Annotated in this window: 23 protein-coding genes and 5 tRNA genes; 5 read left to right on the top strand and 23 right to left on the bottom strand. The window is 32.8% G+C overall.

Annotated features, from left to right (window positions below; genetic code table 11):
* Window positions 1-17 precede the first annotated feature (17 nt).
* The 19 genes from rpoC to nssR all read right to left on the bottom strand — a co-directional run bounded on the left by rpoC (window position 18) and on the right by nssR (window position 16,649).
* Window positions 18-4,568 carry a DNA-directed RNA polymerase subunit beta' gene (gene rpoC / locus BGS43_RS07210; RefSeq protein WP_025398750.1) on the bottom strand — a complete coding sequence of 1,517 codons (4,551 nt, stop codon included), beginning with the start codon at window positions 4,566-4,568 and terminating at the stop codon, window positions 18-20.
* Window positions 4,561-8,697 carry a DNA-directed RNA polymerase subunit beta gene (gene rpoB / locus BGS43_RS07205; protein ID WP_096569307.1) on the bottom strand — a complete coding sequence of 1,379 codons (4,137 nt, stop codon included), beginning with the start codon at window positions 8,695-8,697 and terminating at the stop codon, window positions 4,561-4,563. Before rpoB ends, rpoC begins: the two co-directional genes overlap by 8 nt.
* A 110-nt stretch (window positions 8,698-8,807) precedes the next feature.
* A complete protein-coding gene (gene rplL, locus BGS43_RS07200; protein WP_042963935.1) occupies window positions 8,808-9,185 on the bottom strand; it encodes a 50S ribosomal protein L7/L12 in 378 nt (125 codons plus the stop codon).
* A gap of 17 nt (window positions 9,186-9,202) precedes the next feature.
* The gene (gene rplJ / locus BGS43_RS07195) at window positions 9,203-9,682 is read right to left on the bottom strand and encodes a 50S ribosomal protein L10 (protein WP_002806542.1); all 480 of its coding nucleotides are present in this window, start codon (window positions 9,680-9,682) and stop codon (window positions 9,203-9,205) included.
* Between the two features lie 148 nt (window positions 9,683-9,830).
* The gene (gene rplA, locus BGS43_RS07190; protein WP_042963934.1) at window positions 9,831-10,532 is read right to left on the bottom strand and encodes a 50S ribosomal protein L1; all 702 of its coding nucleotides are present in this window, start codon (window positions 10,530-10,532) and stop codon (window positions 9,831-9,833) included.
* Between the two features lie 57 nt (window positions 10,533-10,589).
* Window positions 10,590-11,015, bottom strand: a complete 426-nt coding sequence (gene rplK, locus BGS43_RS07185) for a 50S ribosomal protein L11 (RefSeq protein WP_002779452.1) — start codon at window positions 11,013-11,015, stop codon at window positions 10,590-10,592.
* 25 nt (window positions 11,016-11,040) lie between these two features.
* Window positions 11,041-11,574: a transcription termination/antitermination protein NusG gene (gene nusG / locus BGS43_RS07180; RefSeq protein ID WP_002779451.1), complete on the bottom strand. Its 534-nt coding sequence runs from the start codon at window positions 11,572-11,574 to the stop codon at window positions 11,041-11,043.
* Window positions 11,575-11,586: 12 nt separating this feature from the next.
* Complete coding sequence (secE, locus tag BGS43_RS07175; protein ID WP_002780792.1) at window positions 11,587-11,766, bottom strand: preprotein translocase subunit SecE; 180 nt, start codon at window positions 11,764-11,766, stop codon at window positions 11,587-11,589.
* Window positions 11,767-11,784: 18 nt separating this feature from the next.
* Window positions 11,785-11,860: transfer RNA gene (locus BGS43_RS07170), tRNA-Trp, on the bottom strand.
* Between the two features lie 11 nt (window positions 11,861-11,871).
* Window positions 11,872-12,030: a 50S ribosomal protein L33 gene (gene rpmG / locus BGS43_RS07165; RefSeq protein WP_002793551.1), complete on the bottom strand. Its 159-nt coding sequence runs from the start codon at window positions 12,028-12,030 to the stop codon at window positions 11,872-11,874.
* Window positions 12,031-12,082: 52 nt separating this feature from the next.
* The gene (tuf, locus tag BGS43_RS07160; RefSeq protein ID WP_002779448.1) at window positions 12,083-13,282 is read right to left on the bottom strand and encodes an elongation factor Tu; all 1,200 of its coding nucleotides are present in this window, start codon (window positions 13,280-13,282) and stop codon (window positions 12,083-12,085) included.
* Window positions 13,283-13,342: 60 nt separating this feature from the next.
* Window positions 13,343-13,417: transfer RNA gene (locus BGS43_RS07155), tRNA-Thr, on the bottom strand.
* Window positions 13,418-13,513: 96 nt separating this feature from the next.
* Window positions 13,514-13,590 (bottom strand) — tRNA-Gly (locus tag BGS43_RS07150).
* A gap of 6 nt (window positions 13,591-13,596) precedes the next feature.
* Window positions 13,597-13,682, bottom strand: a tRNA-Tyr gene (locus BGS43_RS07145).
* A 60-nt stretch (window positions 13,683-13,742) separates the two neighbouring features.
* Window positions 13,743-13,818, bottom strand: a tRNA-Thr gene (locus BGS43_RS07140).
* Window positions 13,819-13,952: 134 nt separating this feature from the next.
* Entirely contained in the window at window positions 13,953-14,690 is a 738-nt protein-coding gene (locus BGS43_RS07135) for an amino acid ABC transporter ATP-binding protein (protein WP_057032935.1), read from the bottom strand.
* Window position 14,691: 1 nt separating this feature from the next.
* Complete coding sequence (locus BGS43_RS07130; protein ID WP_042963932.1) at window positions 14,692-15,348, bottom strand: amino acid ABC transporter permease; 657 nt, start codon at window positions 15,346-15,348, stop codon at window positions 14,692-14,694.
* Window positions 15,341-16,042, bottom strand: a complete 702-nt coding sequence (locus BGS43_RS07125; protein ID WP_002778476.1) for an amino acid ABC transporter permease — start codon at window positions 16,040-16,042, stop codon at window positions 15,341-15,343. The genes BGS43_RS07130 and BGS43_RS07125 overlap by 8 nt, the downstream gene beginning before the upstream one ends.
* A gap of 10 nt (window positions 16,043-16,052) precedes the next feature.
* Window positions 16,053-16,649, bottom strand: coding sequence for a nitrosative stress-sensitive transcriptional regulator NssR (gene nssR, locus BGS43_RS07120; RefSeq protein WP_002780788.1), 597 nt, complete (start codon window positions 16,647-16,649; stop codon window positions 16,053-16,055).
* An 81-nt stretch (window positions 16,650-16,730) separates the two neighbouring features.
* Between nssR and ctb the strand changes: the two genes are divergently transcribed.
* Window positions 16,731-17,117 carry a truncated hemoglobin Ctb gene (gene ctb, locus BGS43_RS07115; protein ID WP_025398749.1) on the top strand — a complete coding sequence of 129 codons (387 nt, stop codon included), beginning with the start codon at window positions 16,731-16,733 and terminating at the stop codon, window positions 17,115-17,117.
* A gap of 2 nt (window positions 17,118-17,119) precedes the next feature.
* Here the strand turns inward: ctb and recG are convergent, their stop codons facing one another.
* The 3 genes from recG to BGS43_RS07100 are packed head-to-tail and all read right to left on the bottom strand — an operon-like array spanning window position 17,120 to window position 21,190.
* Window positions 17,120-18,934, bottom strand: coding sequence for an ATP-dependent DNA helicase RecG (recG, locus tag BGS43_RS07110; RefSeq protein ID WP_096569304.1), 1,815 nt, complete (start codon window positions 18,932-18,934; stop codon window positions 17,120-17,122).
* Window positions 18,924-20,144 carry a M16 family metallopeptidase gene (locus BGS43_RS07105; protein ID WP_002798935.1) on the bottom strand — a complete coding sequence of 407 codons (1,221 nt, stop codon included), beginning with the start codon at window positions 20,142-20,144 and terminating at the stop codon, window positions 18,924-18,926. The genes recG and BGS43_RS07105 overlap by 11 nt, the downstream gene beginning before the upstream one ends.
* The gene (locus BGS43_RS07100) at window positions 20,144-21,190 is read right to left on the bottom strand and encodes a dehypoxanthine futalosine cyclase (protein WP_025398746.1); all 1,047 of its coding nucleotides are present in this window, start codon (window positions 21,188-21,190) and stop codon (window positions 20,144-20,146) included. Before BGS43_RS07100 ends, BGS43_RS07105 begins: the two co-directional genes overlap by 1 nt.
* A 71-nt stretch (window positions 21,191-21,261) precedes the next feature.
* Here BGS43_RS07100 and BGS43_RS07095 point away from each other — a divergent pair, with 71 nt between their 5' ends.
* Window positions 21,262-22,449 carry an MFS transporter gene (locus BGS43_RS07095; RefSeq protein WP_002798943.1) on the top strand — a complete coding sequence of 396 codons (1,188 nt, stop codon included), beginning with the start codon at window positions 21,262-21,264 and terminating at the stop codon, window positions 22,447-22,449.
* 26 nt (window positions 22,450-22,475) lie between these two features.
* Here BGS43_RS07095 and nusA read toward each other — a convergent pair whose 3' ends face one another.
* On the bottom strand, window positions 22,476-23,564 hold the full coding sequence (gene nusA / locus BGS43_RS07090; protein ID WP_002803864.1) for a transcription termination factor NusA: 1,089 nt from the start codon (window positions 23,562-23,564) through the stop codon (window positions 22,476-22,478).
* Window positions 23,565-23,688: 124 nt separating this feature from the next.
* Between nusA and BGS43_RS07085 the strand changes: the two genes are divergently transcribed.
* From BGS43_RS07085 to BGS43_RS07075, 3 genes are read left to right on the top strand one after another with little or no spacing between them, the layout of a single operon-like run.
* Window positions 23,689-23,931, top strand: a complete 243-nt coding sequence (locus BGS43_RS07085) for an HP0268 family nuclease (protein ID WP_002778465.1) — start codon at window positions 23,689-23,691, stop codon at window positions 23,929-23,931.
* Window positions 23,928-25,229 (top strand): tRNA (N6-isopentenyl adenosine(37)-C2)-methylthiotransferase MiaB, encoded by a 1,302-nt coding sequence (gene miaB / locus BGS43_RS07080; protein WP_002798945.1) that lies wholly within the window; start codon window positions 23,928-23,930, stop codon window positions 25,227-25,229. Before BGS43_RS07085 ends, miaB begins: the two co-directional genes overlap by 4 nt.
* On the top strand, window positions 25,213-25,836 hold the full coding sequence (locus BGS43_RS07075) for a lysophospholipid acyltransferase family protein (protein ID WP_002778463.1): 624 nt from the start codon (window positions 25,213-25,215) through the stop codon (window positions 25,834-25,836). Before miaB ends, BGS43_RS07075 begins: the two co-directional genes overlap by 17 nt.
* Window positions 25,837-25,843: the final 7 nt, after the last annotated feature.

Below are 25,843 nucleotides of genomic sequence, written 5' to 3'. Positions count from 1 at the left end.
GGCTATAAAATAGAGTTTTATTCTTGTTCTTTAAGTTTTAAATTTTGTTCGCCATAAAGCCCTGTTCCAACAGGAATCATTCTACCTAGAATAACATTTTCTTTTAAATCTTCTAAGTAGTCAAATTTACCTGCTATACTTGCTTCAGTTAAAACTTTGGTAGTTTCTTGGAATGAAGCCGCAGAAATCACACTATCACTTCCAATCGCTGCTCTTGTTACACCTAAAAGCACAGGTTCGGCAATAGCTGGTTCTCCACCCATTCTAATGATTCTTTCATTTTCTTCACGGAATTTACGTCTTGAAACCAAATCACCTTCAATAAATTTCGTATGTCCACTATCTACAACTTTTACTTGTCTTAGCATTTGAGAAACGATAACTTCTATATGTTTATCAGAAATCACAACACCTTGTCCGCGATAAACTTGCTGAATTTCAGAAATCAAATAATAATGCAAGGCTTTTTCACCTAAAATTTTAAGCACATCATGACTCGAAACAACTCCATCTGTAAGTTTTTCACCTGCATGAATAAACTCTCCATCTCTTACTTGAATATGTTTTGATTTGTCGATTAAATACTCAGCACTTGTTCCATCTTCTGCTTGGATAATAATTCTTTCTTTAGAACGCAAAGGCTTATCAAAACGAACAACACCATCAATTTCTGCAATCACAGCCGCATTTTTTGGTTTTCTTGCTTCAAAAAGTTCAGAAACTCTTGGAAGACCTCCTGTAATATCCTTTGATTTAGCTGCTGCTTTTGGAGTTTTTGCTAAAATATCTGCTTGAGCAATTTTATCGCCATCATGAACAAAAATAACGGTTTTTGGTTCAAGGTGATAACGCACAGCTTTATCACCTTTTCCTGCAATTATCAAAGTTGGTCTAACTCCGCTAGGTAAATACTCATTAATTACTAAAGAACGCTTACCTGTAGCTTCATCAATTTGCTCATCAGCACTATAACCTGCTTCAATATCCTCAAAGCTTACAACACCATCAATTTCTGCAATGATAGTATTATTATAAGCATCCCATTCTGCAATAACTGACTTTTCTTGTTTTGGCGCACTAGCGATTATAGAATCAAAATTAACCTCTTCGCTATCATTAAATTCTATTCTTGACTCTCTTGGGATGTAATGTCTTTTTGCCTCTCTATCATTTTCATCAGCAACTACAACAAAAAATCCTTTTTCTTTTACTATATCGCCTTTTTTAATATTTCTAACCCTATCAAGTCCATCGCCCTTAAGAATATAGAATTTTAAAATTCCTTTTTCCCCTGCTTTGATATTTTGCACAACAGGATCTCCATCTTTTACAAGAATTTCACTTGCAAATGGAATACGGTTTGGCACATTCCAACCCTCTTTAATCATCTCAACAATACTTTCATTTTCTTCAACTTCAGCACCGCTTTGATACGGTAAATAAAGCTTTCCATCAATACTTCCGCTAACACCCGCTAATTCATTTGGTTTAGCAAGATCGTATTTTCTAAGAATATATTTTGCTTCTTGTTTTTTATCTTTAATAGAAATAATTACATCTTCATGAATGTTTTCTATATTAACAATACCTTTAAATGGTGCTTTAATTTTTGGCTCCACAAGCAAAATCGCTGCATTTCTACGATTAGCTACTATATCTTTGCCCTCTTTGTTTTTATAAGTTTTAAGATTATAAAATCTTATAAAACCTTCTTTTTGAGCGCTTACTTGTCTATCTTGTAAATCTGTGCTTGCAGTTCCCCCGCTGTGGAAGGTTCTAAGCGTAAGTTGAGTTCCTGGCTCACCGATAGATTGAGCAGAGATAATACCCACTGCCTCACCTGGCTTAACAAGCTTGCCTTCGCCAAGATTGATTCCATAACATTTTGCACAAATTCCTTTTTTAGCTTTACAAGTGATTGGAGTGCGAATATTTACACTTTTTACACCGCTTTCTCCTAATATTCTAGCTTTTTCTTCATCTATTAAGGTACCTTCTGTAAAAAGTACAGAATTTGTAATAGGATCAATCACATCCTCAGCTAAAACCCTGCCTAAAATTCTTTCTTCTAAAGTTTCTATAATAGAACTATCTGCGGTAATTTCATTGATTTCAACACCCTCATGTGTTCCACAATCTTCAATGGTAATTTTTACATTTTGCGCCACATCAATAAGTTTTCTTGTCAAATAACCCGCATTTGCTGTTTTAAGAGCAGTATCTGCTAAACCTTTTCTAGCTCCGTGAGTTGAAATAAAATACTCAAGAACATTCAAACCTTCACGGAAATTTGAAATAATAGGCGTTTCAATAATCGATCCATCAGGCTTGGTCATAAGTCCTCTCATCGCAGCAAGCTGAGAAATTTGAGCTGCGCTACCCCTAGCACCAGAATCTGCCATCATATAAATAGAGTTAAAACCTCCTTTATCTTTTTCTACAAGCTTCATCATTTCTTTTGAAAGAACATTGTTTGTACTTTTCCAAATATCAATGATTTTATTGTATCTTTCCCCTGAAGTGATCAAACCAAGATTATAAGAATTTTGAATTTCTCTTACTTGTTTTTTTGCTTCATCGATAGCTTTTTGTTTATCATTAGGAACAATAATATCTGCAATCGAAATTGAAATACCTGCTTTAGTTGCATATTCAAAACCTAAATTTTTAAGTCTATCTAAAAAACTTGCTGTAATCTCTAAACCACCTTGTTTATATACATGATCCACAAGCGCAGCAATGTCTTTTTTCTTTAAGACTTTATTCCAACTATTTTCAGGCACAAAATCAGGCAAGATGGATTTAACAATCAATCTTCCTGCTGTAGTGGTAATCTTTCTACCATCTACCATAGTTTGTATGCTAGCATGAATATCCAAACACTTGCTTTCAAGTGCCATCATCACTTCATCAATGCCTGTACAAATTTTATGCGAACCTTTAGCACCTGCTTTTTCCAACGAAAGATAATAAATTCCTAAAACCATATCTTGCGATGGAACGGTTACAGACTTTCCACTTGCAGGCAAAAGAATATTCATAGAAGAAAGCATTAAAACCTTACATTCTGCGATCGCTTCTTGAGAAAGTGGCACATGCACCGCCATTTGGTCACCATCAAAATCCGCGTTAAATGCTGCACAAACTAAAGGATGGAGTTGTATTGCCTTCCCTTCAACTAAAACAGGATGGAAAGCTTGGATAGAAAGCTTATGCAAAGTAGGTGCACGGTTTAACATAACAGGATGTCCCTTTACTACCTCTTCTAAACATTCCCAAACTTCATTAGTTTTGTTTTCTATCATTTTTTTAGCTTGTTTTACTGTAGTGGCATAACCTTTTTCTTCAAGCTTAGCCAATAAATGTGGCTTGAAAAGTTCTAAAGCCATTTTTTTAGGTAAGCCGCATTGATCCATTCTAAGTTTTGGTCCTACAACAATAACGCTACGACCTGAAAAATCCACCCTTTTACCTAGCAAGTTTTGTCTAAAACGACCTTGTTTACCTTTGATAATTTCACTCAAAGATTTTAACGGGCGTTTGTTTGCTCCTTTAACTGCATTAGCACGACGACCATTATCAAAAAGTGCATCTACAGCTTCTTGTAGCATTCTTTTTTCATTTCTGATAATAATTTCAGGCGCATCAAGCTCCATAAGTTTTTTAAGACGTGTATTTCTGTTAATAACACGGCGGTATAAATCATTTACATCAGAAACTGCAAATTTACCCCCATCTAAAGCAACCAAAGGACGCAAATCAGGTGGCAATACAGGTAAGTTTGTAATCATCATCCATTCAGGACGATTTGGTACTGCATCTTCGTTATTTGTATTTGCATTTAAATTTGAATTTAAGAAGTTTTCTACAACTTTTAAACGCTTTATAATGGTTTTTTTCTTAGCTTCTGAATTTGTAGCAGCCATTTCTTCTTTAAGCTGATTTAAAAGCGCCACAAGATCTAAATTTGCAAGTAGATCACGAACAACTTCTCCACCCATTCTTGCTTTAAAGCCGCTATTTTCATAACGCTGCATCAAATTTTGATATTGCTCTTCATTCAATACATCACAATATTCTACTTTTTTAGTACTTTCATTATCATAATACGCATCTCCTGCATTTTCCACGATATAAGCCTCATAATAAAGTACGCGTTCAAGATCCTTCATTTTAACACCTAGAAGTGTTCCTATACGACTTGGAAGAGAATTAACATACCAAATATGAGCTACTGGGGTTACAAGTTCAATATGCCCCATTCTAGAGCGACGAACTTTTGAATTTGCAACTTCAACTCCACATTTTTCACACTTAACGCCTTTAAAGCGCATTTTTTTGTATTTACCACAAAGACATTCATAATCTCTAATAGGTCCAAAAATTTTAGCGCAAAAAAGCCCATCTCTTTCTGGTTTTAAAGTTCTATAATTAATAGTCTCTGGCTTTTTTACTTCACCATAAGACCAAGATTTAATTTTTTCAGGACTTGCAAGTCTAAGTTGAAATGCTTCAAAATCCCTAGGTCTTGCATCTTCTTTTATTTCTATTACTTTAAATTTACTCATTGTCTTCATCCTTGTCAAAAATCTCAACATCTAAAGCTAGAGACTTAAGCTCATTAGTCAATACAAAAAATGTCTCCGGAATTCCTGTTGCTGGGACATTTTCTCCTTTGGTAAGCGCTTTATAAGCACTAAATCTACCTTCAACATCATCGGATTTTATAGTAAGCATCTCTCTTAAGGTATGAGCTGCTCCATAAGCTTCAAGCGCCCAAACTTCCATTTCACCAAATCTTTGTCCACCAAAGAGTGCTTTACCGCCCACAGGCTGCTGGGTAACCAAACTATAAGGTCCAGTACTTCTAGCATGAACTTTTTCATCGACCAAATGGTGAAGTTTTAGCATATACATACATCCTACATGAACTCTCTCAGCGATTTTTTCTCCAGTGCGCCCATCATAAAGTTCTGTTTTGCCATCCATGTCAATCTTTGCTATTTCAAAAAGTTTTGCAAACTCTTCTATATTGACTCCCTCGAAAACAGGAGTTGCAAATTTAACACCCTTGCTCCAATCTCTTGCGTAATTTAAAAGCTCTTCATCGCTTAAATTTTTAATAAATTCTTTTTCATTTGCAAGTCTTGGAATAGAACATATTTCAAGCATTTTTGCTCTTAATTCTTTAACGAAATCTTTTTGTTTTCTGTCAAAAATTTCTTGAATTTGATCACCCAGTCTAAGCCCCACAAGACCTAAGTGGCTTTCTAAAATTTGCCCTATATTCATACGGCTTGGAACCCCAAGTGGATTGAGTGCAATATCCACACTTTTTCCATTTGGCAAATAAGGCATATCCACTTCAGGTACTATAGTAGAAACTATACCTTTGTTTCCATGGCGTCCTGCCATTTTATCGCCCACTTTAAGCTTGCGTTTTGTTGCGATATACACCTTAACAAGCTTAATTACTCCACTTGGTAAGATATCATCTTTTTCTAAAATTTCAAGTTTTTCATCATGTTCAGCTTTAAGCTTTTTCTTCTCGTTTTGGAAATGATTTTTTAATTCTTCGTATTCTTTTTGAACTTCTTTAGAATAAGCTTTAATCAAAGTAGTTAAAGTGAAACGATTAATTTTTTCCAAGTCCTCCAAACTTGCTTTTTGTCCTTTTGTATAGCTTTTATCGCCTATTTTTTGATCACTCATTAAAGCAGACCTAGAAAGCAATGCACAAACGCGTAGCATCTCTTCTCTATCCATCATTAAAAGTCTATCATGATGTTCTTTTTCTAAAGACATTTTTTCTTTATCATAGGATTTTAAAGCTCTATCGTCTTTTTCATATCCTTTTTTGGTGAAAATTTTCACATCTACAACTACACCTTCTAAAGAAGCAGTAGCATAAAGGGATTTATTAACCACATGGCCGGCTTTTTCACCAAAAATTGCTCTTAAAAGTCTTTCTTCAGGAGTTGGCTTTACTTCGCCTTTTGGAGAAACCTTACCTACTAAAATCATACCTGGCTTTATATGGGTACCAATTTTTGCTATACCACTTTCATCCAAATGTGCTACATCTTCTTCTTTGACATTTGGTATATCTTTAGTAATCTCTTCTATACCATCTTTTAGCTCTCTAGCTTCTATTTCTTTTTCGTAAATATGAACACTAGTAAAAGTATCTTCGCGTATAATTCTTTCACTTACTACTATAGCATCTTCGTAGTTATATCCATTCCAAGGCATAAAGGCAATCAAAGCATTTTTTCCGATAGCAAGCTCACCTTGATCCATAGAAGGACCATCAGCTATAATTTGTCCTGCTTTTACTATATCACCTTTTTTAACAATAGGGTGTTGAATATAATTTGTATTTTGATTGGTTCTTAAATTTTTCTCCATAGTGTAATGGTCAATAAATGGACCTTTATCATCTTCACCTAAAATGAAAATGCTTTTATTATCCACTTTCTCAACCACACCGCCACGCTTTGCTTTAACAGCTTCCCAAGCATCACGCGCAATAATTTGTTCCATACCTGTTCCTACTATCGGAGCTGAAGCAGTAAGAAGTGGTACAGCTTGACGTTGCATGTTTGAACCCATTAGCGCTCTGTTTGCATCATCGTGCTCTAAAAACGGAATCAAAGAAGCTGCAACTCCAACAACCATACCTGAGCAAAGATCGATTAATTGCACTTCTTCGCGTCTTGCAAGTATAGTTTCACCATCTTGCCTAGCCTCAACAAATTCTTCTACTATATTGCCTTTAGCATCAACCTTAGTTGAAGCTGGTGCGATAAACAAGCCTTCTTCTTGTGTCGCTGTAAGATAAACAACTTCATTAGTCACTTTACCATTTACAACTTTTCTATATGGCGCTTCAACAAAGCCAAGTTCATTTACTTTTGCATAAGTAGAAAGAGTGTTAATCAAACCAATATTTTGACCTTCAGGTGTTTCAACTGGACAAATTCTACCATAATGTGTCGCGTGAACATCACGCACTTCAAAACCTGCTCTTTCTTTTACAAGTCCACCTTCACCAAGTGCTGACAAACGACGCTTATGAGTAACCTCGCTTAAAGGGTTGGTTTGATCCATGAATTGTGAAAGCTGTCCACCTGTAAAGAATTCAATGATTGTTGTTGTAATCATTTTAGGATTAATCAAATCATAAGGCATTACTTTGTCAATATCTGCATTTAAAGAAGTAAATTTATCTCTTATAGCCTTTTGCATTTTAGCAAGACCTAAATGAAGTTCATTCGCTAAAAGTTCTCCAATAGAACGAATACGACGATTTCCTAAATGATCTCTATCATCGATATGACCTTTGCCATTTTTTACTTTAATCAAATATTTTGCAGTTTTGATAATGTCTTCATTGGTTAGAACTGTTACATATTCTGGAACTTCAAGTCCTAGTTTATGGTTCATTTTCATACGACCTACTTTAGTAAGATCATATCTTTCAGGATTAAAAAATAAATCATTAACAAAGGCTTTAGCTGCATCTTTTACAACAGGCTCACCTGGGCGCATTACTTTATAAATTCTAATAGCTGCTAAATCATTTTCATCATCGATATTTTCACTTTGTTTTAATAATTTTAAAGTTTCATTATCTTGTGCAAATGAATTAATAATAGCTGCATCAACGCCATTAGCCAAGTCATTAGCTATTTCAAAACTTTTTTGCTCTTTAATTTTAGCAAGTTTGCTTTCATCAAGTAAGGTTAGAGAGTCAAATAAAACTTCGCCACTTTCTTTATCAATAATAGGATTGGCTAGATAACGATTTAACAAAATTTCTACTGGATATTCTATCCATTTTAAGCCATCTTTAATAAGCTGTTCTGCTTTTTTCTTGGTTAATCTTTTACCGGCTTGATGGATAATATTACCCTTTTCATCCTTGATATCGTATTCTATTCTATCCATAAAATCACTTGGATTAAATTCTGTTAAAAATTTATCTTTTTTAACGTGAATAGTCTGAATAGGATAAAATAATTTAATAATATCTTGTTTTTTATATCCTAAAGCTCTAAAAAGCATTGTTACTGGAACTTTTCTTCTTTTATTAATCCTTACATACAATACATCCTTAGCATCATATTCAAAATAAAGCCAAGAACCGCGATCAGGAATAATTTGAGCAGTGTATACAAGCTTATTAACAACAGTCGAGCTTTCTTCTTCTTTGAAGATTACGCCTGGACTTCTATGAAGCTGATTAACTACAACTCTTTCAACCCCATTGATAATAAAAGAAACCCTATCTGTCATCAATGGAATTTCTCTTATATAAATTTCTTGTTCCTTGATATCTTTTATACCAACTTTTTCACCTGTTTTCTCATCTTTCTCATGTAAGGTAAGACGGATTTTCATTTTTAAATTTACAGAGTAAGTCAAACCTCTTTCCATGCACTCACGAATTGTGTATTTTGGTTTTCCAATTTCGCTACTAACATACTCAAGACTTAACCTATTTTGTGGATCATGGATAGGAAAGATTGATTTAAATACTTTTTCTATTCCACTTTCACCATTTTCAAGATTTAAAAAATAATCAAAACTTGCTTTTTGAAGTTGAAGAAGATTTGGAATTTCTATTTGCTTTGAAATATTGGAGAAATCTACTCTTAAACGATTTCTTAATTTATTGTCTAACATATTGCATATACCTCGTGGTAAATTTTGTAAATTTAAAAAAGAAGACCTAATATCTAGGTAAAAAATAAAAAAGAAGACTTACTTAAATAAGCAAATCTTCTTAAACTTTTAAAGCTTAATTACTTAAGTTCTACTTTAGCACCAGCTTCTTCAAGTTGTTTTTTAGTTTCTTCTGCATCAGCTTTAGCCACGCCTTCTTTTAAGGTTGAAGGTGTTTGCTCTACTGCATCTTTTGCTTCTTTAAGTCCAAGACCAGTTAAAGCACGAACGATTTTAATTACTTCGATCTTTTTAGCACCACCATCAACTAAAACGATATCAAATTCAGTTTTTTCTTCAGCTGCAGCTGCTGCACCACCTGCTACTGCACCACCTGCTACCATTACAGGAGCAGCAGATACACCAAATTTTTCTTCAAATTCTTTTACAAGCTCAGAAAGCTCAAGAACACTTAAATTTGAAATAAATTCTAATACATCTTCTTTAGAAATTGCCATTTTTTATCCTTTATTTATTATTCAGATTCTTTTTTATTTTTAAGCGCATTTAAACCGATAGTGAAATTGGTAATTGGCGCATTCCAAACTTGCAAAAGCATAGCAAGCAACTCATTGCGAGAAGGCATTTTTGCCAAAGCTCTAACCTTAGCAACATCTGCAACTTCACCTTCAATATGAGCAGTTTTAATTTCAAATTTATCATTATTTTCTTCAAATTTAGCTGCTACTTTTGAAACGCTAAGTTGATCCTCGCCCCAAAGATAAATATTAGTATCTTTAAGAACCAGACCTGTTTTACCGGAATTATTAAGAGCAATGTTAGCCAAAGTGTTTTTAATAATTTGAACTTTTACATTGTTTTCTCTCGCATTATTTCTAAGTTCTTCAAGCTTTTTAGTGCTCAAGCCTTTGTAATTACAAACTACAATTGCTTCGCTAATTTTAAATTCTTCTTGAAGTTTAGCAATAATCTCAACTTTTTCGCTTCTAGTCACATTTTCTCCTTTCCGATTGAGATTTCAAGCAGAGTGGTTTTACCCAAATTAAGCTTTCGCCTCGACTATCTTCAATCTAAAATAAACATCTCAAAAAATAAAAATTTTTTCAGATGTTTATTTAAAAAGAGTTGCATTATAGCAACTCTTACTTCATATCAAGTAATTCTTGCGTTTCAAGTTTTACAGAAGGACTCATTGTTAAAGACAAAGCTGCGCTTTTAATATATCTACCTTTAGCTGCTGCAGGTTTATGTTTATTAATCGCTTTAATAAAAGTAGAAATATTATCCCAAAGTTGCTCTTTAGAAAAACTTACTTTTCCAAGGCCTGCATGAATATTTCCTTGTTTGTCTACACGGAAATTTACTTGTCCGCTTTTAGCATTATTAACTGCTTGAGCTACATCCATAGTAACTGTTCCGGTTTTTGGATTTGGCATTAAACCTTTAGGTCCTAAGATTCTACCTACTTTACCCACAAGACCCATTAAATTAGGAGTTGCGATTAATACATCAAAATTCATATTGCCTTTTTGAATTTCTTCTATCAAGTCATCACTTCCTACAATATCTGCTCCAGCATTTTTTGCTTCATCTGCCTTAGCATCTTTTGCAATAACAGCTACACGAACTTTTTTACCTGTTCCAGCAGGAAGTACAACAGAACCTCTAACCATTTGATCTGCATGTCTTGGATCAACATTCAATTTAAGTGCGATTTCAACAGTTTCATCAAATTTTGCAGATTTTAAATTTCTTACTGTTTCAATTGCTTCATTTAAAGTATACTCTTTGCTTACATCAATTTTTTGTGATAATTCTTTTAATCTTTTAGTTATTTTAGCCATATATTTTTCTCCGCATTTTTAAAGTGCTACCGCTTTTTACCTTAGCGGTAAAAGGTTTTAATCTACGATTTCAACACCCATAGAGCGAGCTGAACCTGCAATAATTTTCGCAGCTTGATCTCTATCCTTAGTATTTAAATCTGCAATTTTTTTATCAACAATTTCTAAAACTTGGGCACGAGTTAATTTACCTACCTTGTTCTTAAGTGGATTATCTGTACCTTTAGAAATTCCAGCTGCTTTTTTAATTAAATCTGTAGCAGGTGGTTGTTTTGTAATAAAAGTAAAGCTTTTATCAGCATAAACAGTAATAACAACAGGGATATTAAATCCTGCCATATCCTTTGTTCTTTCATTAAAAGCTTTACAAAATTCCATGATATTTACACCTTGCTGACCCAAAGCAGGACCTACAGGTGGCGATGGATTAGCTTTTGTAGCTGCAATTTGCAATTTAATTTCGCCTACGACTTTTTTAGCCATAACAAATCTCCTTACTTGATATAAATTAAATTATTTTCTCAACTTGAGAATACAAGATCTCTACTGGAGTAGAACGTCCAAAAATAGAAACATTAAGTTTTAGTAATCCACGAACCATATCGTATTCTTCTACTATAGCAGTAAAGTTTGCAAATGGACCTTCAGTAATTCTTACATTTTCTCCTTCTTCAAAAGAAATTTTAGGTTTTGGAGCAGCACGATTATGCACTTTTTCCAAAATTAAATTAATATCTTTTTCTGTTAAAGGAGTAGGTTTTTTTGATTCTCCAATAAAACGACCAACTTTTGGAAGAGATTGAATGCGATGCCAAAGTTCTGTATTTAAATCTAGATGTGCAAAAACATACCCAGAATACAAACTTCTTTCACTTATCTTTTCTTTTCCATTTTTAAATTCAATAACATCTTCAGTCGGAACAACTATTTCTTTTAGTTGCTCTTCGATTCCATTATCTTTTACTAAATTTTCAATGGCTCTTTTAACTGCCATTTCGCTACCAGCATAAGTTTGGATTGCATACCATTTATGAGTACTCAAATTTTGTTCTCCTTATACAATCGCAGAAACAATAGAGGACATAATCCAATCCACTAACGCCAAAAACAAAGAAATAACCGCAACCACTACAAAAACTGTAATATAAGCATTTCTTACCTGTTCTTTTAAAGGAAAAATTACTTTCCTTAATTCGGCTTTTGATAATTTAAAATAAGTTATTAATTTTTCCATTTATTTAAACCTTAATTATGGCAGGGCAAGAGGGATTCGAACCCCCAACCATCGGATTTGGAATCCGGCGCTCTACCGTTGGAGCTATTGCCCTAGGGCATAAGCTTAACTTTTTAGCTTAACTTCTTTGTGAAGTGTGTGTTTTTTTAATCTTGGGCAATATTTTTTTAATTCCAATTTTTCTGTAGTATTTTTGCTATTTTTATAGGTGCTATAATTAATATCACCACATTCTTCACATTTCAAACCAACTTTAATTCTCATTTATATTTTCCTTAAAAAATTTAAAGCCAAGTATTAAACTTGGCTTTTAAAATTACTTAATAATTTTAGAAACAACACCTGAACCAACAGTTTTACCACCTTCACGGATAGCAAAACGAGTACCTTCTTCAAGCGCTACTGGTGCAATCAAGCTTACAGTAATTCTTACATTTTCACCAGGCATAACCATTTCAACGCCATCAGCTAATTTAATAGAACCTGTTACATCTGTTGTTCTTACATAGAATTGCGGTCTATAGTTATTAAAGAATGGAGTATGTCTACCACCCTCATCTTTATTTAGGATATAAACTTCAGCTTCGAAATCAGTATGTGGAGTAATTGATTTTGGTTTAGCAAGAACCATACCGCGGATAACTTCTTCTTTTTTTGTACCACGAAGAAGAACACCAACATTATCCCCTGCTTCACCTTGGTCCATTTCTTTTCTAAACATTTCAACGCCAGTTACAGTTGTTGTTTGAGTATCTTTAATACCAACGATTTCTATAGTATCACCAACTTTTACAATACCTTTTTCAATTCTACCTGTAACAACAGTACCACGACCTGAAATTGAGAAAACATCTTCAATTGGCATTAAGAAATCTTTTTCAGTGTCACGAGTTGGAGTTGGAATATAGCTATCAACAGCAGCCATAAGATCCATAATTTTCGCTGACCATTCGCCATCTTGTCCAGCTTTTGCTTCTTCAAGAGCTTTTAAAGCAGAACCTGAAATAATAGGTGTGTCATCACCTGGGAAATCATAAGAGCTTAATAATTCTCTAATTTCCATTTCAACCAATTCTAAAAGTTCAGCATCATCAACCATATCTGCTTTATTCATAAATACAACGATATATGGAACACCTACTTGGCGTGATAGAAGGATGTGCTCTCTAGTTTGTGGCATAGGACCATCAGCTGCAGAAACAACAAGGATAGCACCGTCCATTTGAGCAGCACCAGTGATCATGTTTTTAACATAGTCAGCGTGACCTGGACAATCAACGTGTGCATAGTGGCGATTATCTGTTTCATATTCAATATGAGAAGTTGCAATAGTGATACCTCTTTCTTTTTCTTCAGGAGCGTTATCAATATTATCATAATCTTTAAGTTCTGCCAAACCTCTTCTTGAAAGAACAGCAGAAATAGCAGCTGTCAAAGTAGTTTTACCGTGGTCAACGTGACCAATAGTACCAATGTTTACATGTGGCTTATTACGTGAAAATTTTTCTTTAGCCATTTTTTCCTCCATATAAAAATTTAACAAGGCAAGTCTATATTTATAATTTTTTCAATTTTATGGAGCTCATAGCGGGAATTGAACCCGCGACCTCTCCCTTACCAAGGGAGTGCTCTACCTCTGAGCCATACGAGCGCTCAGAAAAATTATATAAAAATATAGACAACTAAAAAAACAATTTTAGGGGATTTACTGTAAGTTAGAAAAAAAATACAGCTCCCAGTCAAACTTTGGAGCGGGAAACGGGACTCGAACCCGCGACCCTCAGCTTGGAAGGCTGATGCTCTAGCCAACTGAGCTACTCCCGCAAAGCATGGTGGTGAGTCGTGGATTCGAACCACGGAAGGCGAAAGCCAGCAGATTTACAGTCTGCCCTCGTTGGCCACTTGAGTAACTCACCATAAATGAAATATTACATCTAAGCTTATTGTAATATTCTGGTCAAACACTGCTAAAATAATGGAGCTGGTTAAGGGACTTGAACCCCCGACCTGCTGCTTACAAGGCAGCTGCTCTACCAACTGAGCTAAACCAGCAAATAATTTAAAGATGGTATTATATCTGAAAAAAAATAGTTTGTCAAGATTATGCGCTATAAATTATTTAAAAAACAATTTCATAATTAAAAATTTCCCATTAAAAATACAAAAACTAAGATTTTTTATTGAAATCATTTATGATAGTCAAATAAATTAAGGAATTTCTTAGCTCTTTCGCTTTTAGGATTTTCAAAAAAACCATCAGGAGTATTTTCTTCGATAATTTCTCCATTATCCATAAAAATTATTCTATCGGCTACCGCTCTTGCAAATCCCATCTCGTGAGTGACTATAAGCATAGTCATTCCATCTTTTGCCAAATTTAAAATTACCTCTAAAACTTCACGAACGATTTCAGGATCAAGTGCTGCTGTAACCTCATCAAAAAGCATAAGCTCTGGATTCATGCAAAGACTGCGCACTATAGCTATTCTTTGTTTTTGCCCTCCGCTTAACTCTTTTGGATAAGCATCGATTTTATGTGCTAAACCTACTTTTTCAAGCCAAATTTTAGCTTCTTGCAAAACTTCTTCTTTAGCTCTTTTTTGTACTTTTAAAGGACCTAAAAGTATGTTATCTTTCACGCTTAAATGTTCAAATAGCTCGTATGATTGAAATACCATACTCACTTTTTGACGCACTCTTGTCCAATCTTTAAAATTTTTATCGATCTTATCTTGTCCTATTTCTATAACCCCATCTGCAATTTCCTCAAGTCCATTAATACAACGCAAAAGAGTAGATTTTCCGCAACCACTTGGACCTAAAATCACCACCACTTCTTTTTGTTTTACTTCTAAGTTGATATTCTTTAAAGCATAATGAGAGCCATAATATTTTTGCAAATTTTTTATCTTTAAAATACTCATTTTAACTCCATTTTTTTTCTAATTTTTTAGAATATAAAGTAACGGGATAGCAAATTAAAAAAAAGATAAAAAAGATTAGACCATAAATAATAAATGGTGCTAAATCATTTTTGTTGTTAAATTCGATGATTTGCTGCCCCACTTTTACAAGCTCTACCGCACCGATTAAATAAGCAAAAGTTGTACTTTTAATCATGCGCGTTAATAAATTCATACTCATAGGTGTTAAACGACGTATAGCTTGAGGAATGATAACATAAAAATAACTTTGAGCTTTATTTAAACCAAGACTTGCTGCACTTTCGTATTGGTGTTTAGGAATGCTTTTTAAAGAAGTTCTTACCAAATCCATCATTTCAAAACTTCCCCAAATACTAAAAACAATAATAGCCGAACTTACACTGCTTAAATTTATACCCAACCATCTAGAAAGTCCAAAATATACCATAAAAAGCCATACTAGTAGCGGCATAACACGAACAAATTCTAAAGCAAAACGACATAAAATATAAATATAACGATTTTTAAGGCTCATCAAAATACCTAAAAAAAGCCCGCCAAAAGAAGTTATAATAATGCTTACAATAGAAATTTCAAGTGTGATATACAAGCCTTTCCAAAGTCGACTTAAAGTATCTGGATTTAATAGATCAAACATTTGAAAACCTTTTTTCCAAAAAGAACAAAAACAAAGAAATAGGCAGTATGATACATAAATATCCCAAAAACAAAAGCAATAAAAGCTCATCCGTTTTATAAGTAAGTGAATTTAAACCCTTCATAACGGTAACTAAATCCGGCAAAGCTATAATGCTCACAACAGAGGTTTCTTTAATAAGAAAAACAATATTTGCGCTTATTCCTGGTAAGCAAACCCCTAAAGCTTGAGGCATTATAACATAACGCAAATTATTCAATTTAGTAAAACCCAAAGAAAGACCTGCTTCAAATTGCTGCTTTTTAATGGCTTCAAAACCAGCTCTAAAACTCTCTGCCATATAAGAACCGCCCAAAAAACTAAGCCCCACAATAGCACAAGCAAACGCTGGACGCAAAGCCTCATCTACACTTAAACAAATCAAATTCAAAGGCGGAATTTGTTCTAAATGAATATCAAATTTAGGCAAAGCATAATACAAGAAAAAAAGCTGTATCAATAAAGGAGTATTGCGAGAAAATTCTATATAAACTTTACAAAAAGCTTCCATAATCGTTATTTTAAAATAACTCATTAAAATACAAAAAAAGCCTATAATTATAGAAAAAATAATACCAAAAAAACTAAGTTTTAAAGTAAGCCAAGCAGCTGCAATAAAAGCATTTGAATTAGCTAGTATAAAATCAAAATCCATTTTATTCCTATTACCAAAGTCCTTTTTTTAAACCCTCTTTATCTAGGATCTCAATTTTACCCTTTTTTGTCTCAATTAGCTCTGAATTTTTAAATTCTTTTAGAATTCTTGACAAAGATTCAGCACGAACACTTAAATCCACTGCAATTTGTCTTTGCGAAATTTGAGCCAAATTCTTTTCATTTTCCAAAAGATATCTTGCAAGTTTACTTTTTAAATCCAAAGAATTTTCTAATAATTTTTTTTCTAAAATTTTAATTTTTTCAAAAAGAGATGAAATAAGCAAGAAATTAAATTCTTTATTTTGGCTGCACAGGGTTTCAAAATCTTCAAAATCAATTTCTAAAATTTCACAATATTCTTCACAAATAGCATTTGCTGGATATCTCAAACGCTTAAATGTAGGCATTTCGGCTATAAAATTAGGCGGGGTAAAATAATGCAAAGTAATCTCTTTTTCGCCTGCTGTGCTTTTGTATACACGCACTCTACCTTTTAAAAGAATAAAAAATTTTAATGCCTTTTCGCCTTCAAAAAATAAAATATTATTTTTTTCAAATTTTCTTATTTTACCTATACCCTTTAAAAAATCTAAATACTCTTGCATTATAATATTTAACCTATGTTAATTTTATCTCATTTTGTTTGTGCTATATTAACGATAAATTTTTATCCAAAGGCAAACACAATGAAATATGAAACTATAAATCAAGAAAGTATAGCTAAACTTATGGAACTTTTTTATGACAAAATAAGAAAAGATAAGGATTTAGGGCCTATTTTTAACAATGCCATAGGAACTAGCGATGAAGTTTGGAAAGAGCACAAAGCAAAAATAGGGAATTTTTGGGTAGGAATGTTGCTAGGGGAAGGTGATTATATCGGACAACCTCTAAAAAAACATCTTGATTTGCCTCCTTTTCCGCAAGAATTTTTTGGAATTTGGTTAGGACTTTTTGAAGAAAGTTTAGATAAAATTTACAATAATGAAGAAATGAAAAATGTTATTTTACAGCGCGCACAAATGATAGCCTCGCATTTTCAAAATATGCTTTATCGTTTTGGTGGACATTAAGATTATATTTCCATCAAATCTTTTTTTGCTTTTTCCAAAATGTATTCATCTTTGGAAAAATCAAAATATTTAAATTCATTTCCATGCTGGATAAATCCATCGAGCAAATCTCCACTCAAACGATTTTTAAGATCAAGTTCTGCGATTTTAAAACCATCTAAAGTACTAGCAAATTCTTTTAAACGACTTGGAATTTCTTTGAGTTTTGTATAAAGATAACAAGTGCTTTTAAGTCCGACACGACCCACGCGTCCGCGAAGTTGATGCAAGGTAGCAAGGCCTAAGCGCTCCGCTCCTACAATAACAATAGTACTAAGCCTTGGCAATGAAATTCCTACTTCTACGACTGTGGTGCTTAATAAAATATTTCCCTCATCGCGAAATTGCTCTAAAATTTCATCCTTTTGCTTGTCTTTTCCATGCGTAACAAAAACTTTTTCATAATTATCCTCCCAATACCTCCTTGCTTGTTCTAAAGAAAGATAAGGAATTTTATCGCTTAGATTGACTAAGGGATAGATGATGATGATTTGATGATTTTGTGCGATTTCTTCTTTGATTTTTTCACTAAGCTTTGCAAAACCTTCATTTTGTATACAAAGAGTGGTGATATCCTTTTTAAAAGGCATTTCCTTGATAAAACTAAAATTTAAAAGTTCTGATTGTATCATGCTTAAAGTTCTTGGAATGGGAGTTGCAGAAAATTGTATAAAATGTGGGGCTAATTCATTTTCATTTAAAGAATAAATTTGCTGACGCTGCGCAGAGCCAAAGCGATGCTGCTCATCTATCATTACAAGCACAGCATTATGACTTTGAAGGTGAATGAGTGCATGGGTTCCTATAATCAAATTGGCTTTTTTAATTTTTTCTTCCAAATCTTTTTCTTTTTTACCCCCTTTAATAAATAAAATATCCACAAATTCAGGCAAAAGCTTTTTTGCCTCTTCATAGAGTTGATTGGCAAGTATGCTAGTAGGAGCCATTAAGATAGCTTGTTTTGGATATACCATCAAAGCAGCACCCAACAAAACCAAAGTCTTGCCACAGCCTACATCCCCCATAATCACCCGTCTTTTAGCTTCTTTAGAGCCCAAATCTTGCTCTATATCCTTTAAAGCATTTAATTGATCACGAGTGGGTGAAAAGGGTAAATTTTTTAGCCAATTGGCTATATTGAAAATTTCAATTTCATAAGCTTTAAAGTGACTTTTTTTAGCCTTCAAGCGTTTTAAAAAATTGTAAATTTCAATATATTTTAAATCTTTCTCAAAGCGCTCCAAATTCTCAAACATCAAAAAACTTTTTTCATCATAAGTGTGTAAATTTAAAAGAAAATGGATATATTTATCCTCAATCCCACTTTCTTTTAAATTTTCATAATTAAGATATTTGTGTATAAATTCAGAAATTTTTTTATCTTGTAAACCTTGAATTTGATATTTTGGAGCAAAACCTGCAAAAGAAGTTAAAATTTTAGGATTGTTAAATTGCCAAACATGGCCAAAACGCGTAAGTTTTGCATTTAAAATAAGTTCTTTGCCTATTTTACAAATTCCAAAGTGCCAGGCCCTAGGATGAAAAAATACAAAGGAAATGTCTTGACTCCATTCTTTACAAAATCCCAAACCAAAGAGCTGACCTTTTTTTGAATGAATGCTTTTAATGATTATTTTTTGAGTGCATAGCTCATTTTCTTTAGGTGTTTTGCTTGGACTTAAATTTTCGATTTTTTTAGGTAAGATAAGCGCTAAATCAATCGCGCTTTTAATTTTTAATTTTTTAAAAAAATCAAAATCATTTTCTTTAATTTTCATTTGCAATACTTGCAAAATTTAAATCTAAAATTTCATTATGTTTTTGAATATAAGCATTTAGCTCTTGAAGTTCTACTTTTTCTATGAGCTTTAATTCTTCTTTATAATATCCTTTTGGCAATCCCTGATAATACTCATTAAAACTTATCGACAAACGCCTACTAAGACTTTCATAACGCAAAGGAGTTGAACCTATGAGAAAATTTTTAGCCTGCACAAGCTCATTTTGACTCACTCCTTCTTTTACAAAATCTCTAAATACTTCTTTAACTATCTTTTTAGCTTCTTTAGCACTTTCATTTTTAGTTTGCAAATAACCAAAAACTCTAGTAAAAGATGCATTCATATCAAGCATAGCATAAGCAGAATACGCAAGCCCTCTTTTAACACGAATTTCTTCCATTATCCTTGATCCAAAACCGCCTTGACCTAAAATAAATAGTGCGATTTTTGCAAGATAAAAATCCTTATCATTAAATTTTGTAAAAAAGGGTGCAGCAAAGTAAATATAGGCTTGTTCGCTTTCTTTTCTGATTTGGATTATGTCTTTATTTTTTGAGTTGATTTCATAAGTTTTTTGTGAATTTTGACTGCCTTTTTGAAGTTTTGCTATTAATTTATTTAATAAGCCTTTAGCCTTTTCTTGACTTAAATTCCCGCCTAAAATCACTACAAGATTGCTTAAATTAATATTTTTCTTATAAAAACTCTCCAAGTCACTTAAAGAAACTTGTTTAATACTTTTCTCATCGCCATCATTTGGACTTTGAAATTCTTTGCATCCAAAAATTTCGCTATTGAGCAAATTTTTTGCTAAATAATCAAAATCACTATTTTTACTAGCAAGCTCACCTAGGGCATTAATTTTTAGTTTTTCTAAAATTTTTTCTTCAAATCTAGGATTTAAAAGTAAATTTTCTAAGTGTTTTAAAGCGAATTCAAAATTTTCTTCTAAGCAAGAAAGATTGATTTCCAAACTTTCAAAACCACTACTTGCTTCCAAATTTACAGCTTTAAATTCCAATTCTTTAAAAAAGCTATCATCTACACCCTCATTTAAAATTCTTGCAAACATCTTTGCAAGTCCTGCTATTTCATCATAACTTCTTCCACAGTTTCTAAAAACAAGCTTTAAGATAACAATAGGAAAATCGTTATTTTCTTCAAAAATAAAAGGAATTTTTACTCCACTAACTTCTAAATTCTGCATTAAAACCTTTCTAAAATTTCATAAGCTGTATTACGCTTAGCTGGATTTTCGCCTAAACTTTTAATCAGTCTTATCATCTCATCTTGATTCATTCTATAACTTGCTCCTGCAGCGCTTACAACATTTTCTTCCATCATGGTTGAGCCTAAATCATTGGCCCCAAATTTTAAAGCAAGTTGCCCGATCAATGAACCTTGTGTTACCCAAGAACTTTGTAAATTTTTAAAATTATCCAAATAAAGTCTAGCCAAAGCTAAAAGTCTTAAATATTTGTTTGAACTTTGCTTCATGATTTCAGGATGTTTTTGGATTAATGCTGTATTTTCACTTTGAAAACTCCATAAAATAAAGGCCCTAAATCCTCCTGTTTCATCTTGCAATTTTCTCAAATGCTCGAAGTGATCTATAATCTCCTCATCACTTTCAACCGTTCCAAACATCATAGTAGCAGTGCTTTTCATGCCGATTTCATGCGCTCTTCTATGTACTTCTAGCCAAGTAGCAGTATCGCATTTATTAGGTGCGATAATATCACGCACCCTATCGCTTAGCACCTCAGCACCTGCTCCAGGTATAGAAAATAAGCCCTTAGCTTGAAGTCTTTGTAAAACTTCAGAAATTGAAATTTTAGATGCCTTTGCGATATAAGCGATCTCAACCGCTGAAAAACCATGTACAGTGATATTTGGATAATGTTCTTTTATCCAAGAAACTAATTCTTCATACCATTCTATTTTTAATTTTGGGTGCACCCCGCCTTGAAAAAGAATTTGCGTACCCCCAATAGCTTCAAGCTCCTCTATCTTCTTGCCTATCTCCTCAAAGCTTAAAATATAAGCATCATCTTCTTTATGATGGCGATAAAAAGCACAAAAAGAACAATCAATACAACAAACATTGGTATAATTAATATTTCTATCTATAACAAAAGTAGTGATTTTTTCAGGATGAAGTTCTAATTTTCTTTGATAAGCCATTTCTCCAAGTTCTACTAAATTTGCATTCCTTAACAAATAAAGAGCTTCTTCTTTATCTAATCTTTTCAAGTTATTTCCTTAAATCCATTTTTAGCTTTATTATAGCATTTAAAAACATAAATTATGCTATAGTTTCGCTTATGAATTATATTGACTTATTGAAAAATAATAAAAATATTAGAATACTAACCTTAGTACAATTTATCGTGTATTTTGGCGCTTGGTTTTCCCAAACAGGTGTTTTTACTCTTTTAGTAAGCCTTAACGCTCCTACTTGGGCAACGGCTACAAGCGCTATGCTTGCTTTTTTACCAGGAGTTTTGCTTGCTCCTATTAATGGAGTTATAGTAGAAAAAAACAAACCCAAAAAGCTTTTGTTAAGTATGATTAGCATAGAACTTGTTTCTATTTTCTGCCTTATCTTTGTAACCAGTCTTAGCATGCTTTGGCTTTTATTTATTTTAATTTTTGTTAGACTTTGCGTGGCTTCGATTTATTTTCAAGCTGAAATGAGCTTGCTAGCTAAAATTTTAAATCCAAAAGAACTCAAGCTTGCTAATGAGATGCATAGTGTAATTTGGGCGGTTTCTTATACAGCAAGTATGGCAAGTGCGGGAATTTTTATCAATTTCTTTGGCATTAAAGCGGCCTTTTTGTTTGATTGTTGTCTGATAATTATTGGAATTTTATTTTTAACCAAACTTCATATTCCTCATTTTAAACAAAAAATTCAAAATAAATTTTTTATTCTGATTAAAGAAGGTTTTTTATATGTTTTACAAAATAAAATTATCCTTCATCTTATTATATTGCACGCTTTTATAGGACTTACCGCTTATGAAACATTAGTAACTTTATTAGCCCAACACGAATACAAAGAAGTTTTATCCGCTGCTTTGGTTATAGGGTTTTTAAATGCAATAAGGGCTTTAGCTTTAGCTTTTGGTCCTATTTTTCTAAGTAAAATCACAAACAATAAAAATGTATTTTTTCTATACTTAGGTCAAGGTTTAGGAATTATACTTTGGGCTTTAACCCAGTTTAATTTTTATATTTCATTTATAGGCCTTATTGCTGCGGGATTTTGTACCTCATCCCTTTGGGCTTATACTTATACTATGATTCAGAAAAATTGTGATAAAACTTACTATGGCAGAGTGATTGCTTATACAGATATGGTTTATCTTAGCTTTAGCGCTCTTATTTCTCAACTCATGGGCTTATTGTTTGAACAAGGTTTTAAGCTTGCTACAATCACGGCTTTACTTGGAATGGTGTTTATATTTGTGGCTTTTTATTGGAGATGGTTTGATAAGAAATATTTGTGAATTTTACAAATTCACAAATTAAAAGATTAAATTTTAAATAAATCTTGCAAGTTTTTCAAGGCTTCTTCATTACTTAAAGTATTGCTTGTGGTGCGAGCATTCACTTCATTAAGTTCGATTTCATATCCACTAAGCATACCCGCAAGACGAATATTAATACCGCTTTTTCCAATGGCCTTACTCTTTTGCTCGCTGTTTAAAGTTACAATTGCTTTTTCATTTTCAATTTTTACAGAACTCACTATAGCAGGTGCTAAAGCTCTTGCGATTAAAATTTCAGGTTCATTGCTAAATTCAATACAATCTATATTTTCATTATGCAATTCTTTACTCACAGCGTTGATTCTAACCCCTTTTACACCTACAGTAGCTCCCACAGGATCAATATTTGCCCCATTTGCTTGAAGTATAATTTTCGCTCTTTCTCCAGGAATTCTGGCGCATTTAACTACGCTTACATATCCATCTTTAATTTCAGGCACCTCTGCTTCAAGTAAACATTCTAAAAATTTAGGGCTTGTGCGACTTAGCTCCATTTTAATACCCTTATCCGTATAAACACAGCGTATCACAGCTTTAACAACATCGCCCACTTTAAATTTTTCACCCTTGATGCGATTTTTTCTAGGTAAAAAAGCTCTTAGCTCATCGATTTCTATATAGGTATTTTCCTCATTATCAATTCGCACAACATTTCCAAAAACCATTTGACCAACTTTATTTTTATATTTTTCAAAAATGGTTTGCTCAAGTAGTTTTTGTATATGGTATTCTAATTCTTTGTGTAAAATATTTACAGCTGTTCTTCCTAAATTTTCTAAAGAACATTCATAGGTAAGCTCATCACCAATTTCAACATCAGGCGCTTCTTTTTTAGCCTTGCTAAATTCAATATAACTTTCTTTATTTTCATTCAATCTTTCGTCATTATCAGCCACAACTGTAATTTTTTGATAAAGATTTAAATTTTTTCTATCTACAAAAAAGTCATATTCTTGCCCATAAATTCTTTTTGCTGTATTTATCAAAGCTATAATAACTTTTTCTTTCACGCTTTCTATATCTAAATTTTTCTCATTCGCAATGCTTTCTATAATGTCTGCGATTCTTTCCATAATTATCGATACCTTTTCTTTTGGGATTTTTTTAAGAAAGTAGATTAAAAGTATATCTTTAATAAGTTTAATTAAAAGTAAAATTTGATAAAATTATAGATTTAAAAGACGCTAAGGATATAATATGGATTTAAAATTGGCAAGAAATTTAATCAATGAAGAGCCTAAAAATATTAGTCTAGCTAAAATTGAAGAGGCTGTAAATCAAGAAGGACAAAAGTTTTTTTATTTTGATAAAGAAAATTCACACAAAGATCTTATTGCCTTGGTTGAACACTTTGAAAAAAAAGGCTTAAGTGTTTATCATAGAACTATCAGATATGGTTTAGATAGTAATGATTTTATGTATGAGGTTCATATTCTTTGAGCTCGAAAAAACTTTTTATTCAAACCTTAGGCTGTGCAATGAATGTCAGAGATTCTGAACATATGATAGCAGAACTGACGCAAAAAGATAATTATACTTTAACAGAAGATATTAAAGAAGCAGATTTGATACTTATCAATACCTGCTCTGTGCGTGAAAAGCCTGTGCATAAGCTTTTTTCAGAAGTGGGTGGCTTTGAAAAGGTTAAAAAATCAGGCGCAAAAATAGGAGTTTGTGGATGTACAGCTTCTCATTTAGGGAGTGAAATCTTTCGTCGTGCTCCTTATGTGGATTTTGTACTAGGAGCTAGGAATATTTCTAAAATTACCCAAGCTGTTAACACTCCTAAATTTATGAGCGTTGATATAGATTATGATGAGAGTGAATTCGCTTTTGGGGATTTTAGAAATAGCATTTATAAATCATATATTAATATCTCTATAGGTTGTGATAAGCATTGTACTTATTGTATAGTTCCCCATACAAGGGGAGATGAAATTTCCATTCCTTTAAATATCATCTATAAAGAAGCACAAAAAGCAGTAGATAAAGGAGCTAAGGAAATTTTCCTATTAGGACAAAATGTCAATAATTATGGTAAAAGATTTAGAAATGAACACAAAAAAATGGATTTTTCAGATCTTTTAGAAGAACTTAGCACCATAGAAGGATTAGAGCGCATCCGTTTTACAAGTCCTCATCCTCTACATATGGACGATAAATTTTTAGAAGTATTTGCCAAAAATCCAAAAGTTTGTAAATCAATGCATATGCCTTTGCAAAGTGGCTCAAGTCAAATTTTAAAAGCTATGAAGCGTGGTTACACCAAAGAATGGTATCTAGATAGAGCATTAAAATTAAGAGAACTTTGCCCAAATGTTAGCATATCCACAGATATTATTGTTGCATTTCCAGGAGAAAGCGATAAAGACTTTGAAGAAACCATGGAAGTTTTAGAAAAAGTACGCTTTGAACAAATGTTTTCTTTTAAATACTCTAAACGCCCTTTAACCAAAGCTGCTACCATGCCAAATCAAATCGATGAAGAGATAGCCTCAAATCGACTTAGTACTCTACAGGCTCGTCATAATGAAATTTTAGACGATATTGTTAAAAAACAAGAAAATAAAACTTTTAAAGTTCTTTTTGAAGAATTAAGAGCAGGCAATGCTATCGCGGGTAGAACAGATAATAATTTTCTAGTGCAAGTTGAAGGCAGCGAAGAGCTCTTAGGAACTTTTAAAGAAGTAAAAATTACTAATGCAAAGCGTATGGTTTTATATGGGGAAATCATTTAAAATAGCTTTTATAGCACGCTTAGTTTTCATTCTACAATGGTTGATTTTTCTTACTTGTAAAAAAACCTACAAAGGTGATAAAGTTGATCAAATTTCTAATGTGATACTTTTTTGGCATGGGCGTCTTGCCCTTATGCCTTTCGCATTTAGGCATTTTGGCAAAAAAGGAAAAAAAGCTTATGTTATGATCTCTCATCATAGAGATGGGGAGCAAATTGCTAGAATTATCAAATTGTTTGGATTAGATACCGTGCGTGGAAGCACTTCAAAAGGAGCTAGTACAGCTCTTCGAAGTGCTTTTAAAATTTTAGATGAAAATCATGATGTAGTCATTACTCCTGATGGGCCACGCGGACCTTATCATAGCATTTCAGATGGAGCGGTATTGCTTGCACAGAAAAAAAATGTTAAAATAAGAATTTTAAACTATGAGGCAAGAAATTTTTGGGAATTTAAAAGTTGGGATAAAATGATTTTACCTAAGCCTTTTACTCATTTAGTCTATAGGCTTAGCGAACCCTTGGATATTTCAAGTTTAGATAAAGATCAAGCTAAATTTTTTTTACTTGAACATTTTAAAAAAATTGAACAAATGGATAAATTTTAAGGAATAA

Source organism: Campylobacter sp. 110, from assembly GCF_002383965.1.
Classification (GTDB): Bacteria; Campylobacterota; Campylobacteria; order Campylobacterales; family Campylobacteraceae; genus Campylobacter_D; species Campylobacter_D coli.
This window is presented reverse-complemented; position numbering and strand designations above follow the sequence as displayed.

Excerpts from the sequence above, each read along its gene's own strand:
- ctb (WP_025398749.1), top strand. The coding sequence starts at position 16,731 with ATGAAATATGAAACTATAAATCAAGAAAGTATAGCTAAACTTATGGAA.
- BGS43_RS07135 (WP_057032935.1), bottom strand. The coding sequence starts at position 14,690 with ATGAGTATTTTAAAGATAAAAAATTTGCAAAAATATTATGGCTCTCAT.
- rpmG (WP_002793551.1), bottom strand. The coding sequence starts at position 12,030 with ATGAGAATTAAAGTTGGTTTGAAATGTGAAGAATGTGGTGATATTAAT.
- BGS43_RS07125 (WP_002778476.1), bottom strand. The coding sequence starts at position 16,042 with ATGGATTTTGATTTTATACTAGCTAATTCAAATGCTTTTATTGCAGCT.
- rplK (WP_002779452.1), bottom strand. The coding sequence starts at position 11,015 with ATGGCTAAAAAAGTCGTAGGCGAAATTAAATTGCAAATTGCAGCTACA.
- BGS43_RS07085 (WP_002778465.1), top strand. The coding sequence starts at position 23,689 with ATGGATTTAAAATTGGCAAGAAATTTAATCAATGAAGAGCCTAAAAAT.
- recG (WP_096569304.1), bottom strand. The coding sequence starts at position 18,934 with ATGAAAATTAAAGAAAATGATTTTGATTTTTTTAAAAAATTAAAAATT.
- BGS43_RS07130 (WP_042963932.1), bottom strand. The coding sequence starts at position 15,348 with ATGTTTGATCTATTAAATCCAGATACTTTAAGTCGACTTTGGAAAGGC.
- BGS43_RS07105 (WP_002798935.1), bottom strand. The coding sequence starts at position 20,144 with ATGCAGAATTTAGAAGTTAGTGGAGTAAAAATTCCTTTTATTTTTGAA.
- rplA (WP_042963934.1), bottom strand. The coding sequence starts at position 10,532 with ATGGCTAAAATAACTAAAAGATTAAAAGAATTATCACAAAAAATTGAT.
- BGS43_RS07095 (WP_002798943.1), top strand. The coding sequence starts at position 21,262 with ATGAATTATATTGACTTATTGAAAAATAATAAAAATATTAGAATACTA.
- nssR (WP_002780788.1), bottom strand. The coding sequence starts at position 16,649 with ATGCAAGAGTATTTAGATTTTTTAAAGGGTATAGGTAAAATAAGAAAA.
- rplL (WP_042963935.1), bottom strand. The coding sequence starts at position 9,185 with ATGGCAATTTCTAAAGAAGATGTATTAGAATTTATTTCAAATTTAAGT.
- secE (WP_002780792.1), bottom strand. The coding sequence starts at position 11,766 with ATGGAAAAATTAATAACTTATTTTAAATTATCAAAAGCCGAATTAAGG.
- tuf (WP_002779448.1), bottom strand. The coding sequence starts at position 13,282 with ATGGCTAAAGAAAAATTTTCACGTAATAAGCCACATGTAAACATTGGT.
- BGS43_RS07075 (WP_002778463.1), top strand. The coding sequence starts at position 25,213 with ATGGGGAAATCATTTAAAATAGCTTTTATAGCACGCTTAGTTTTCATT.
- nusA (WP_002803864.1), bottom strand. The coding sequence starts at position 23,564 with ATGGAAAGAATCGCAGACATTATAGAAAGCATTGCGAATGAGAAAAAT.
- rpoC (WP_025398750.1), bottom strand. The coding sequence starts at position 4,568 with ATGAGTAAATTTAAAGTAATAGAAATAAAAGAAGATGCAAGACCTAGG.